Annotated in this window: 14 protein-coding genes; 9 read left to right on the top strand and 5 right to left on the bottom strand. The window is 59.0% G+C overall.

What is annotated here, in order from left to right:
- Nucleotides 1-187 (bottom strand): hypothetical protein (locus tag PSV43_RS24310; protein WP_300203814.1); only part of this gene is annotated, 187 nt, incomplete at its 3' end.
- A 146-nt stretch (nucleotides 188-333) separates the two neighbouring features.
- On the bottom strand, nucleotides 334-771 hold the full coding sequence (locus PSV43_RS24305) for a hypothetical protein (protein WP_300203812.1): 438 nt from the start codon (nucleotides 769-771) through the stop codon (nucleotides 334-336).
- Nucleotides 772-1083: 312 nt separating this feature from the next.
- Between PSV43_RS24305 and PSV43_RS24300 the strand changes: the two genes are divergently transcribed.
- From PSV43_RS24300 to PSV43_RS24275, 6 genes are read left to right on the top strand one after another with little or no spacing between them, the layout of a single operon-like run.
- Nucleotides 1084-1596: a GNAT family N-acetyltransferase gene (locus PSV43_RS24300; RefSeq protein ID WP_300203810.1), complete on the top strand. Its 513-nt coding sequence runs from the start codon at nucleotides 1084-1086 to the stop codon at nucleotides 1594-1596.
- A 31-nt stretch (nucleotides 1597-1627) separates the two neighbouring features.
- The gene (locus PSV43_RS24295) at nucleotides 1628-2599 is read left to right on the top strand and encodes an alpha/beta hydrolase (RefSeq protein WP_300203808.1); all 972 of its coding nucleotides are present in this window, start codon (nucleotides 1628-1630) and stop codon (nucleotides 2597-2599) included.
- Between the two features lie 8 nt (nucleotides 2600-2607).
- Nucleotides 2608-3219 (top strand): FMN-binding negative transcriptional regulator, encoded by a 612-nt coding sequence (locus PSV43_RS24290; RefSeq protein WP_300203806.1) that lies wholly within the window; start codon nucleotides 2608-2610, stop codon nucleotides 3217-3219.
- Between the two features lie 4 nt (nucleotides 3220-3223).
- Entirely contained in the window at nucleotides 3224-3688 is a 465-nt protein-coding gene (locus tag PSV43_RS24285; protein ID WP_300203804.1) for an OsmC family protein, read from the top strand.
- Between the two features lies 1 nt (nucleotide 3689).
- Entirely contained in the window at nucleotides 3690-4346 is a 657-nt protein-coding gene (locus PSV43_RS24280) for a GNAT family protein (RefSeq protein ID WP_300203802.1), read from the top strand.
- Nucleotides 4343-5470 carry a prenyltransferase/squalene oxidase repeat-containing protein gene (locus PSV43_RS24275; RefSeq protein ID WP_300203800.1) on the top strand — a complete coding sequence of 376 codons (1128 nt, stop codon included), beginning with the start codon at nucleotides 4343-4345 and terminating at the stop codon, nucleotides 5468-5470. The genes PSV43_RS24280 and PSV43_RS24275 overlap by 4 nt, the downstream gene beginning before the upstream one ends.
- A gap of 3 nt (nucleotides 5471-5473) precedes the next feature.
- Here PSV43_RS24275 and PSV43_RS24270 read toward each other — a convergent pair whose 3' ends face one another.
- On the bottom strand, nucleotides 5474-6244 hold the full coding sequence (locus tag PSV43_RS24270; RefSeq protein WP_300203798.1) for a helix-turn-helix domain-containing protein: 771 nt from the start codon (nucleotides 6242-6244) through the stop codon (nucleotides 5474-5476).
- 89 nt (nucleotides 6245-6333) lie between these two features.
- Between PSV43_RS24270 and PSV43_RS24265 the strand changes: the two genes are divergently transcribed.
- From PSV43_RS24265 to PSV43_RS24255, 3 genes are all read left to right on the top strand, one after another.
- On the top strand, nucleotides 6334-7032 hold the full coding sequence (locus PSV43_RS24265) for an orotidine 5'-phosphate decarboxylase / HUMPS family protein (RefSeq protein WP_300203796.1): 699 nt from the start codon (nucleotides 6334-6336) through the stop codon (nucleotides 7030-7032).
- A gap of 19 nt (nucleotides 7033-7051) precedes the next feature.
- Nucleotides 7052-8080 (top strand): zinc-binding dehydrogenase, encoded by a 1029-nt coding sequence (locus tag PSV43_RS24260; RefSeq protein WP_300203794.1) that lies wholly within the window; start codon nucleotides 7052-7054, stop codon nucleotides 8078-8080.
- Nucleotides 8081-8190: 110 nt separating this feature from the next.
- The gene (locus PSV43_RS24255; protein ID WP_300203792.1) at nucleotides 8191-8868 is read left to right on the top strand and encodes a family 16 glycoside hydrolase; all 678 of its coding nucleotides are present in this window, start codon (nucleotides 8191-8193) and stop codon (nucleotides 8866-8868) included.
- A 1-nt stretch (nucleotide 8869) separates the two neighbouring features.
- On the opposite strand, the gene PSV43_RS24250 is transcribed toward PSV43_RS24255, so the two are convergent.
- Complete coding sequence (locus PSV43_RS24250; RefSeq protein ID WP_300203790.1) at nucleotides 8870-10273, bottom strand: DUF1501 domain-containing protein; 1404 nt, start codon at nucleotides 10271-10273, stop codon at nucleotides 8870-8872.
- Nucleotides 10274-10278: 5 nt separating this feature from the next.
- A partial coding sequence (locus PSV43_RS24245) for a DUF1553 domain-containing protein (RefSeq protein WP_300203788.1) occupies nucleotides 10279-11306 on the bottom strand: 1028 nt, incomplete at its 5' end.

Here is an 11306-nt window from a genome sequence, read left to right as displayed (position 1 = left end):
ACATGAGAAAGCGCCCCGCGACGAAAAGAATGAGTGTTGCGATGCCGAGCGGACGAACGCGCGGAAGCCAGGTGGCAGCTCTTTCTGCGGGAAACTTGCTTACCTGATAAAACCGTGCCGGAGCGATAATCGCGAACAGGATGAAAGCGGCTCCTGCAATGTCGAAAAGACTGAAAGGGTTGGTCATGGAATTGAGTCAGTATTGCTCTCGTTCTCGGTGTGTGCGTAGCGACGCCTAACGCTTCGGATCAGGCAACGGCGAGCGGGAAGTGTCGATGACACGACAGATGCCATCCGAGCCGTTTCCTGCATCCGTTTGTTCGCCCTTGGTGTTCATCGCGTGGTTTCATTCAGTAACTTCTGGGTTGTGGCATCAATGTCTCTGATGCTGGAATAGCTGCTCCAGAACATCACAACCAAGGCAAGTAAGACGATGCTCTGGCCGATCATGAATGTGCGGAGGTAGCTTGCCGGAAGGCCAAGCTTCTGAAACCTGCGGAACATCAGGAAATATGACAGCAAAAGTCCGCACATGAGAACGAGCATGAAGCCCCCAAGAAACGTAGCTGAGTGCCCAAATCGTCCAGAAAGCCAGGACTGAACGCCATAAGCCACCGCTATAAAGATCAATGTCCACGGAATCTTCGGTGAGGACTCCATCAGGGCAAGTTTCTGTTCGGGTGTCAGTGTATTCAGAGCCTTGCGACCAATAATCTGCGAAGCCACCATGGCTCCGAAGAAGAGAAACATCGTCGTAGTGGAGTCTAGCATGGCTGGTCTTGTGTGGGCGACGTGTTGGGTTGGGCGAACTACTTGATGAGAAACAATTTTGTCGAATACGTCAACAGCATTATGGGGAATAGATTTGTCGAGTGGTTCTAGCTGTCTCCAGCCCCCACTTCGTCGGTCGATCCACGCAGTGGCATACATCGACGGCACCCTCTGCATTACATCAACATCTCGCGCGAACTCGCTCGGGCCTGCTGCTTCGAAAAAGTCGGCATTATAGCCACAGGCCTTCAAACCCTGAAAATTCACGCGCGGATGCAATATCGAGTGGTTCTCACGTCGTTGAGATGGCCCATGCCACTCCAGAACCATCACTGGATCGAAACCGAGCGCACCCGCATGCGCCCCTTCGAGGAAGCGGATGCCGAGCAGGCCTTTGACTGGTTCTCTGATTTCGAGGTGATGCAGTTCATTCCAGGGGGGGCGGACTTCACGCTGGAGGACTCGCGCAGCCGCATACATCAATACCGCGAACATCAAAGACATCATGGTTTCAGCAAACGGCTGATCCTTCATCGAGAAACCGGCAAGGCCATGGGCGACAGCGGTTTGTTCTATCTTCCCGACGGGAAACGCATTGAGCTCGGCTTTCGTCTGGCGAAAGCCTGCTGGGGCCAGGGTTACGCGATTGAGGTGGGCAGTGCCTGGCTCGAATGGTTTGACACACACCACGCAGCAGAATCGCTGTTCGCAGATGTGCATCCCGATCACGTACGTTCCCAGCGTGTGCTGGAAAAACTTGGCTTTGACTGCTCCCATCTGGAAACCATTCTCGGCATGCCGATGCTGATTTACAGTCGCCGTTAGTTTTCGCCACCTTCTCCGTACTTTGCCCACCATGAAACACCTTCTTCCGCTCCTGCTCCTCGCCACATCATCCGCATGGGCCCAGGACCTCGCCGCACTAAAACAAAACGCCCAGACCTCCGCCGAAAAAAGCCAGGTCGAACTCCGCCTTGACCAGCCCTACGCCGGCACCGACAACCCCAAACAGAAGGTCGATCTCTACCTGCCCAGGAAGCGCAATACCGACAAGCCCCTCCCCGTCGTCGCCCTCATCCACGGCGGTGGCTGGGTGAATGGTGATCGCCTCGGCTACGCCGCCGCCGCGATCCAGTTCGCCCGCACCGGCGACTACGCCTCTGTCACCGTTGGCTACCGCCTCACCAAAGAAGCGCATTGGCCATCACAGATCTATGACTGCAAAGCCGCCATCCGCTGGATCCGCGCCCACGCCAAAGAATACAATCTCGACCCCGACAAAATCGCCGTCATGGGCAGTTCCGCCGGCGGCCACCTCTCCTCACTGATCGGCACCAGCGGCGACGTCAAAGAACTCGAAGGCGACCTCGGCCCCAACACCACCTTCAGCAGCCGCGTCCAATGCGTCGTCAACCTCTGCGGCCCCCAGGACTTCACTCAGGCTCTCATGTTCGACAAAGAAAAAAAGCCCATCGTCGCCGACCCAGCGGTGAGCGATCTGCTCGGTGGCAACTACGTCGAAAAGCACGCCGAAGCCGTCGCCGCATCACCCGTCACCTACGTCACCAAGGACGACCCGCCCTTCATCACCTTCCAAGGCACCGCCGATCAACGCGTCGCCTATATCCACGCCGAAGCAATTCACGCCGCACTGCAAAAAGCCAGCGTCCCCTCCTTGCTCATCCCAATCACCGGCGGAGGCCACGGTTCCGTCGGCCATCCTGAAGTCATCGCCCGCGCGAAACTCTTCGTCGGCAAAACCCTTCTCGGCTCCGATGTCACCATCGACACCACTCCCATTCCCGCACTGCCCGAAGTTAAGAAGTAGCCCATCGAATGTACACCCCCTCGCATTTCCAGATCGATGACCGCGACACGCTAAACGCATTCATGCGCCAGCACAGCTTTGCCACCATCGTATCACACGACGGCAAAGTTCCGCAGGCCACCCACATGCCCGTTTTGCTGAATCCGACACAAGGCACCCACGGAATTCTCCTCTCCCACATGGCCCGCGCCAATCCCCAGTGGTCGCATTTCACCAAGTCGGAAGTGCTCGTTATCTTCACCGGCCCCCACGCCTACATCTCCCCGGCTTGGTATGTCACTGAACCCGCCGTGCCCACCTGGAACTACACCGCCGTGCATGCCTACGGCATTCCACGCATCGTCACGCAGCATGACCGCTTCGCCGAAATGCTCCATGATCTCATCGAATTCTACGAAACCGGTCGCCCCAATCGCTGGCACGGCATCCTATCCGCCGAATTCCGCGATGGCCTCATGAAAGGCATCGTCGGCATCGAAATCGAAATCACCCGCCTCGAAGGCAAGTTCAAACTCAGCCAAAACCGTCCACAAGATGCATCAGGAGTCATCACCATGCTAGAAAACAGCACCGATCAGACAGATCGCGACACGGCAAAGATGATGAAGGAGAGACTCTGATCCCATGTCCAAACACACCGCCATCGTCCGCTGGAAGAATCACGGCCCAGATTTCCTCAGTCGCCGCTACTCCCGCGAGCACTCCCTCCACTTCGACGGCGGTGCCGTGATTCCGGGCTCCCCTTCCCCGCAGATCGTCCCTTCTCCCTGGTCAAATCCAGCAGCAGTCGATCCCGAAGAAGCCTTCATCGCCTCCGTCTCCAGCTGTCACATGCTCTGCTTCCTCCATGTCGCCTGCGACGCCGGCTTTCTCCCCGAAAGCTATGACGATGCAGCAGAAGGCCTGATGACGAAAAACGAACGCGGTTCACTCTGGATCAGCCAGATAACCCTGCATCCCAGCATCGCCTGGTGCGGTGATAAACCACCCACAGCCTCTGAAGTGAAGCACCTCCATCATCTCGCGCATGAGCAATGCTTCATCGCCAATTCGATCAAGACCGACGTCATCGTGCAACCAGGAAACTGATATGAAACCGCAGCCCACCCCACAACGCTTCGAAGGCCGCTTCATCACACTCACGCCACTCGACGTCGTCGCGGATGTGGCAGAACTGTTCGCCATTTCGCACGTCGATGAAACCACTCGCAAACTTTGGCGCTACATGCCCCGCGGACCGTTTGCCAATGCCGAAGAGCAGGCCGCCTACCTGCGCGAATGGCAGGCCACGCCTAACGTCATCGCCTTTACCGTGCGTGATGCCGCGACGCAGAGTTGCCTCGGCAGCATTTCGCTCATGAGCATCCGTGCTGAGCATGGCGTGGCAGAACTGGGCAACATTTGGTATGCTCCTGCAGCCCAGCGCACCAAGGCCAACACCGAAGCCTGCTACCTGCTCCTGCGCCACTGCTTTGAGGATCTCGGGTACCGACGCATGGAATGGAAATGCGATGCACGCAATGAACCCAGCCGCAACGCCGCCCAGCGCCTCGGCTTCACGTTTGAAGGCATCTTCCGCCAGCACATGATCATCAAAGGCGAAAACCGCGACACCGCCTGGTTTGCCATGCTCGACCAAGAATGGCCACAAATTGCCACCGCGTTCCACCACTGGCTATACGAGGACGACTCGATTTCTCTCGGACGATTGATTGCCGAGGGTCGCAGCGTACAAGCCCGTGCATGAAACACGCCTTTTTCCTCCTGCTGACCACCTGCGGGGTATTCGCCGCTGAATCAAAGCCCAAGCCCGAGTTTCAATATCAGACCGAAGGCATTCAGGTCAGCCGCGCGACGGCTGATGAACCGAAGGTAAAAGCGTTTGGCCCCGACACCATCAAAGCCGCCGCCAAATACCTCGACGATGGCGCCATCTGCTGGGTGCGCGAGAAAACCTGCGTCAACTGCCACACCACCGGCCCCTACCTGAGCGAGCGCCCTGCTTTGTCAAAGCAGCTCGGCCTGCCACTCGATGAAGTGCTGGCAGACTTCGTCAAAACCGTGCCTACAGAGATCAAACCGCAGAAAGAAACGGAAAAAGATGGCATCAAATACTACGGCGGCTCCTGGACGAGCATCTGGCGCTCAATGGGTCTCGCCGAATGGGACAAGCATGTGACGGGGAAGCTTTCCGCGCACACCGAGCGCTCCCTGCAGGAGATGTTTGCACGCCAGTCCGCCTATGGCTCCTTCGTCAGCTTTGGCGAAGTCGAAATCCCCCATATCACGACAGACTTCGAACTCACGCTGCAAGCAGCCCGGGCGGTGACCGCCGCGCCCGGATGGCTCAGCAACCTCAAAGACCCCGAACTGCTCGCACGCGTTGATCGAATGAAGTCCTGGCTGCGTGATGCGCAGCCCAAGAATGAATTCGACCGCATCTTGCGCCTTCAACTCGCGCATTACATGCCCGAACTTGTACCCCAAGCTCAGCGTGATGCCGCCCTAACGCTTCTCTCCTCGAAACAGCACCCCGACGGCGGCTGGTCATTGCGTGACATGTCCGCCCTCGGCGACTGGCATTTCAAAATGAGCGATACCGTGGTAAACCTCATCACAAACCTGCCTGATGCTGCGAAACCAGAGAGCGATGCCTACATGACGGCCTTCGCCATCGTGCTGATGCGCCAAAACAATGTCCCCGCCAGCGATGAACGCATCCAGCGCGGCCTCGTCTGGCTGAAGCGCGAGCAGCGCGTCTCCGGCCGCTGGTGGATGCAGTCACTCTATCGGGGGAACTACAGCTACATCACCTACATCGCCACCACTCAGGCGTTAAAGGCGCTGGCCTTGTGCGACGAATTGCACTGATTTTCATCGCCGTGCACGCCGATACGCCGCCGGTGACTCCCCCATGCGTTTGCGGAAATGCTGGGTAAAACTGCTCGCATCCACAAAGCCGCACTTCTGCGCCACTTCGCTCGCCGTCAGAGTTGTCCCCTCCAGCAGACGCACCGCCGCCAGCACCCGCGTCTTGATCAGGAATTCCTGCGGGGTGATGCCAAAAGCGCTTTGGAACCGCCGCTGCAACTGCCGTAACGACTGACCGCAGGATTTGGCCACATCTTCAATCAAAAGCGGCTTCGAGTAATCATGCCGGATGATCTCCACCGCCTGCGCCACGGTCTGAAACACCGGCAGCCTGCGCTCTGCCTCATCAGGGCGCCTCAAGGTGCCCATAACCCCCTGCACCCGGCGCTCAGAGTCAAAGAGTGGCAGCTTCGTCACCAAAAACCAGTCAGGGATGCCCTGGGAATCCCACCACAGCTCCACGCGTTCAATCACGTCCACCTTGCCCGCCAGCAGGCGCTTATCGTCATCCACATAAGCCTGCGCCATCGTGTCCGGATTCAGGTCAAAGTCTGTGCGCCCAATAATCTCTGAATCATCCGACATCTGGTAGCGCTGCATCAGCCCCTCGCTGGCAAACATGAGATGCCCCGCCTCGTTCTTGGCAAAGAAGTAAACCCCCGGGATATGGTCAAACAACCGCTGAAACAGCAGCGTAGGCTCCAGAGCAGCCATCCATGCCGCCCGCTGTTTCCGCCAGCGCGCAATTTCCCCCGCCGGGCGCTTCGGGCGCAAGCGGGGTTTCAGAGGTGTCGCATTTCGCATCATCTTTGTCGTGACGACGATGCACGGTTCTGCGTTAATCTGCAACCCACCAACCGCCTATGAGACCCATCGTTCAAATTTCCCTCGACCTCACCAACATCGACGAAGCGCTCGAAACCGCCGCGCTGGCTCTGCGCGCCGGTGTGGACTGGCTGGAAGCCGGCACGCCGCTCATCCTTGCTGAAGGGCTCCACGGTGTGCGTGCGCTGAGGAAAGCTTTCCCAAACATTCCAATCGTCGCTGATCTCAAAACAATGGATGGCGGCTACCTCGAAACTGAAATGATGGCAAAGGCCGGCGCCACTCACGTCGTCGTCATGGCTCGTGCGCATGCCGAAACCGTGAAATGCGTGGTAAATGCTGGCAAAGACTTCGGCTGCAAGGTGATGGGTGACAACATGATCTGCGAAGACATGATCGCCGGAGCGAGGTGGCTGGAGGATCTCGGCTGCGACTACGTGATTCATCACATCGGCTACGATGAGCGCCGTGGCATCGCCGCTGCTGGCAAACGCATGCCGAGTCCGCTGGATCAGCTCCGCGAAGTGGTCAACGCCGTCAAAATCCCCGTCCAGGCCGTCGGCGGCCTCAGTCTGGAGCAGGCTATTCAGTGCCCCAAGTACGGTGCTCCGCTCGTCGTCCTCGGCGCGCCTCTCACCATCGATGCCGACGCCTTCAAAACGGCGGACGGCAATCTGGAAGCTTCTCTGCGCATGATTTGCGAAGCCGTGCATGCTCAGGACGTTTCTGCTTTCTAATTCCACCTCTTTCCATCCCATGAAATCCGCTGCCGTCGTTAATTACGCGCCTGAAAAAGGCTCTGTCGAAGTCCGTGAAATCGAAACGCCCGCCATCGGCAGCGAGGACGTGCTCCTCGAAGTCGTCAATGTGGGTGTTTGTGGCTCTGATCTGCACCAATGGACTGCCGACCATTCCTGGCCGGTGAATTACCCGGTCGTGCTCGGTCATGAGTTCGGCGGCCGCATCGTCGAAGTCGGCAAGGATGTGGAAGGCTGGAAGGAAGGCGACCGCGTCGTCTCTGAAACCGCCGCCATCATCAGCCCAAACAATCCGATGACAAAGCGTGGCCTCTACAATCTCGACCCCACCCGCAAGGGCTTCGGCTACGGCGTAAACGGAGCCATGACCAAGTATGTGAGCGTCCCCAGCCGCATCCTGCATCATGTGCCGGACCAACTTCCCTTTGAGCAGGCCTGCCTCACTGAGCCCTGCTGTGTGGCCTACAGCGCCGTGGTGAAGAACGCCCGCATCGAGCCCGGCGACCGCGTGGTCGTGCTCGGCCCAGGCACCATCGGCATCCTTTGCGCTGCCATGGCCCGCCTTTGTGGCGCTCAGGTCGCCATCGTCGGCCTGCCGCAGGACGCGCACCGCCTTGAACTCGCCCGCAAGCACTATGGCTGCGAAGTCATCATCGGCGATGCGAAGCCTTGGGCTCTCGACCGCGACGGCCTCGGCTGCGATGGCGTGATCGACGCCGCTGGTGCGAGCGTCACGCTCAAGATCGCGCTCGACATCGTGCGCCCCGCCGGATGGATCAGCAAAGTCGGCTGGGGCCCGCAGCCTCTCGGATTCAATCTCGACCCGCTGGTGCAGAAGAACATCACCCTGCAAGGCAGCTTCAGCCACAACTGGCCGATCTGGGAGCGTGTCATCGCCTTGCTCAGCAGCGGTCAGTTTGACGTGAAGCCGATCATCGGCGGCGTCTGGCCCGTGACCGAATGGCACGAAGCCTTTGAGAAGATGCACAAGGGCGAAGTCGTGAAGAGCGTACTGCGTCCGGTGTAATCGCCGGATCAACCCTGCACTCGCTCTGTGCTCGACTTTGTGAAAAAGTTCGTCAAATAGGCTGTGTGATGGACCGCTCACAGCCGTTCTTCCTTCACCCACCACCCGCCATGAAATCCATTCTCTGCCTCGCCCTGCTCTCCACCGCTGCTTTTGCGGCTGATTATCCTCGTGTCATTTTCTCAGATGAATTCGCCGCCGACGGTTTCGGCAAGGCCTGGGGCCACTACAAGAGCTCCAGCGAGGTGAAGGGCGGCGTGCTCGTGGGCATCACAGCACCGACTTCGGACCACAGCGCGGTGGACCACATCCGCATCGAAGGCGAGCGCGATCTGGAAGTCAGCGTGAAGTTCCGCTTCGTCAGCGACAAGGCAAAAAGCTTCAATGTGTGGTTCGACGACAAGAACTACAAAGGCTCACACGCCGGCCACATCTGCCAGGCATCCATTGCGCCGACTGGCGTGACGGTCTCTGACGCCAAGACAGGCGGTTTCGATCTGACGGGCGGTCTCTATGACCGCAAGAAAGCCAACCAGTTGACGGATGAAGAGAAGAAGATGCTCGCCACCAAGGCGGCGAAATTTCCGGTTAAACTCAGCCTCGAAGAGTGGCACACGCTCGTCGTGACTACCAAGGGAGAAGAGATCAGCGTGAGCATCGACGGCAAGGCAGTCGGCTCCTTCAAGTCCCCCGGCGTCAATCACGACACCAAGTCGCTGATCAGCCTGACGACGAACGCCGTGGACGTGGAATACGACGACTTCAGCATCAAGGGTGTGGCGAAATAAATTACGCCAGCAACTCACGCACAACATCGCCGCTTACGTCCGTGAGACGGAAGTCGCGGCTTTGGAAGCGGTAGGTGAGGCGTTCGTGATCGAGGCCGAGCTGGTGCAGGATCGTGGCGTGGAGGTCGGGGACGGAAACGCGGTTTTCGATGGCGGCGTAGCCGAATTCGTCGGTCGCGCCATGAATCTGGCCGCCTTTGATACCGCCGCCGGCCATCCACATCGTGAAGCCTTTCGGATGATGATCGCGGCCCTTGCCGTTCTCGGCGACGGGTGAGCGGCCGAACTCGCCGCCCCAGACGACGAGCGTGCTGTCGAGCATGCCGCTGAGCTTCAAATCGTCGAGCAGCGCGGCGATGGGGCCGTCGGTCTCGGCGCAGTGCAGGTCGTGATTGCGTTTCAGGTCGTCATGCGCGTCCCAAGCCTTCGGGCCTTCATTGCCGCCACTATAAACCTGCACGAAGCGCACGCCGCGCTCGACCAGACGCCGCGCCAAGAGACAGTTGCGGCCGAAGTGCGCGGTGGTCGGATGATCCAGACCATACATCCTCCGCACGCACTCCGGTTCGCGACTGAGGTCCGTGCATTCGGTAGCGCTCATCTGCATGCGATAGGCCAGTTCGTAGGACGAAATTCGTGCCGCGAGGCTGCTCTCGACAGGATTGGCCTCAGCGTATTCGGTGTTCCACTGCTTTAGCAGATCCAGCCGCGCGCGCTGCTGGCTGGCGCTCACGTTTTTCGGCGGCGTGAGGTAGGCAATCGGCTCGCCGCTGCTGCGAAAAGGCACCCCCTGATACGCGGCAGGCATGAAGCCATTCGACCAGTTCATGGCACCATTCACCGGGGCGCCGAGCTTGTCGAGCAGCACGACAAAGGCGGGCAGATTCTCGCTTTCTGAGCCGAGTCCATACGTCACCCAAGACCCCATGCTCGGACGCCCAGCTTGGATGAAGCCCGAGTTCATCTGGAAAAGTGCAGGGCCGTGGTTGTTGCTCTCCGCATGCATGCTGCGGATCACACAAAGGTCGTCGGCATGACGCGCAAGGTTCGGATACACCTCCGCCATATCGATGCCCGCCTGACCGTGCTTCGCAAAACGGTAAGGACTCTGCATGGCCACGTTCTTCGTCTTGCCACCCATGAAGGCGTCCTCTTTTTTCCAAACCGGAATCGGTCGGCCGTGATACTTCGCCAGAGCCGGTTTCGGGTCGAACAGATCGACGTGCGACGGGCCGCCATACATGAAAAGGAAGATCACCGACTTCGCCTTCGGCGCGAAATGCGGTACCCGCGCTGCCATCGGATTCGACGACGTGAGCAGGCCTTCCCCGCCCAGCAACGACTGCAACGCCAGAGAGCCGAATCCGGCACCGGCGTTTTGGATGATGTGTCGGCGTGTCAGCATGGGCATCAGTCAATGTATATGAATTCGCTGCTGTTGAGCAAGACATGCGCGAGATCCGCGAGCGCTTGGACGAGATCGCTTTCCGCCGCGCGCTGCTGCACAAAAGCCTGCGCCTGTTCCAATCGTGATGCCGAAGGTGAATGCGCGAGCGTCAGTAGAAACAGCCGCTGAATCGTTTGACGCTCGTCATTTTCATTCCCGGTCATTGCGCGTTGTGCGAGGAATTTGGCCTGCTCCTCGACGAATTCGTCGTTCATGAGGACAAGCGCCTGCGTGGGCACGGTGCTTTGCATGCGCAGCGCACAACTGTCGGTCGTGGTGGGCGCGTCGAACAGCTCCATGTTCGGCATGAGCAACTGGCGCTTCACATAGATGTAAATGCTGCGCCGCCATTGCTCAGGACCTTCGTGCTCGATGATGGGCCACTTGTTGCGCTGGCTGGCGTCGAGCAGGTCGGGCCGGATGCGCGGTTTGAATCCTGCGCCGCCATGCTTGGGATTCAGCCTGCCGCTGACGCTGAGAATGCTGTCGCGGATGACCTCCGCCTCCATGCGCTGCTTGTTCTGCCGCCAGAGCAGCGTGTTGCCGGGATCTTTGTCGTGAGCAAGCGGATCGCCGCGGCTCTGCTGCCGATATGTTGCCGACATCAGAATCAGCTTGTGCAGCGGCTTCAAGCGCCCGCCGTTCGCGATGAGCTCGAATGTGAGGTAATCGAGCAGTTCCGGATGCGTCGGCGCTGCGCCGGAGAAACCGAAGTTGCTCGGCGACGCCACGATACCTGCGCCGAAGTGATGCTGCCACACGCGATTCGCGAGTACGCGCCAGGTCAGTGGATTTGCAGGCGAAGCGATCCACTCCGCGAGCGTGCGACGCCGTAACGACGTTTGGCCAGATGACTTCGGAAACGAGAGTGATTTCGCAGCGAGCACAACAGGCACCGCCGGTCCGACTTCATCGCCCTGGTTCGCCGCCAGTCCGCGCAGCAGCACATGTGTCGCAGGAACTTCCGATTTCGTCTCGATCAAAGCCATCA

The organism is Prosthecobacter sp., assembly GCF_029946185.1.
Taxonomy (GTDB): Bacteria; Verrucomicrobiota; Verrucomicrobiia; order Verrucomicrobiales; family Verrucomicrobiaceae; genus Prosthecobacter.
Note: the sequence above shows the minus strand (reverse complement) of the source record. Positions and strands in the feature narration are given on the sequence as shown.

Bases quoted from the DNA above. Each gene is read 5' to 3' on its own strand.
- PSV43_RS24305 (WP_300203812.1), bottom strand. From the start codon at position 771: ATGCTAGACTCCACTACGACGATGTTTCTCTTCTTCGGAGCCATGGTG.
- PSV43_RS24300 (WP_300203810.1), top strand. From the start codon at position 1,084: ATGCCACTCCAGAACCATCACTGGATCGAAACCGAGCGCACCCGCATG.
- PSV43_RS24295 (WP_300203808.1), top strand. From the start codon at position 1,628: ATGAAACACCTTCTTCCGCTCCTGCTCCTCGCCACATCATCCGCATGG.
- PSV43_RS24290 (WP_300203806.1), top strand. From the start codon at position 2,608: ATGTACACCCCCTCGCATTTCCAGATCGATGACCGCGACACGCTAAAC.
- PSV43_RS24285 (WP_300203804.1), top strand. From the start codon at position 3,224: ATGTCCAAACACACCGCCATCGTCCGCTGGAAGAATCACGGCCCAGAT.
- PSV43_RS24280 (WP_300203802.1), top strand. From the start codon at position 3,690: ATGAAACCGCAGCCCACCCCACAACGCTTCGAAGGCCGCTTCATCACA.
- PSV43_RS24275 (WP_300203800.1), top strand. From the start codon at position 4,343: ATGAAACACGCCTTTTTCCTCCTGCTGACCACCTGCGGGGTATTCGCC.
- PSV43_RS24265 (WP_300203796.1), top strand. From the start codon at position 6,334: ATGAGACCCATCGTTCAAATTTCCCTCGACCTCACCAACATCGACGAA.
- PSV43_RS24260 (WP_300203794.1), top strand. From the start codon at position 7,052: ATGAAATCCGCTGCCGTCGTTAATTACGCGCCTGAAAAAGGCTCTGTC.
- PSV43_RS24255 (WP_300203792.1), top strand. From the start codon at position 8,191: ATGAAATCCATTCTCTGCCTCGCCCTGCTCTCCACCGCTGCTTTTGCG.
- PSV43_RS24250 (WP_300203790.1), bottom strand. From the start codon at position 10,273: ATGCTGACACGCCGACACATCATCCAAAACGCCGGTGCCGGATTCGGC.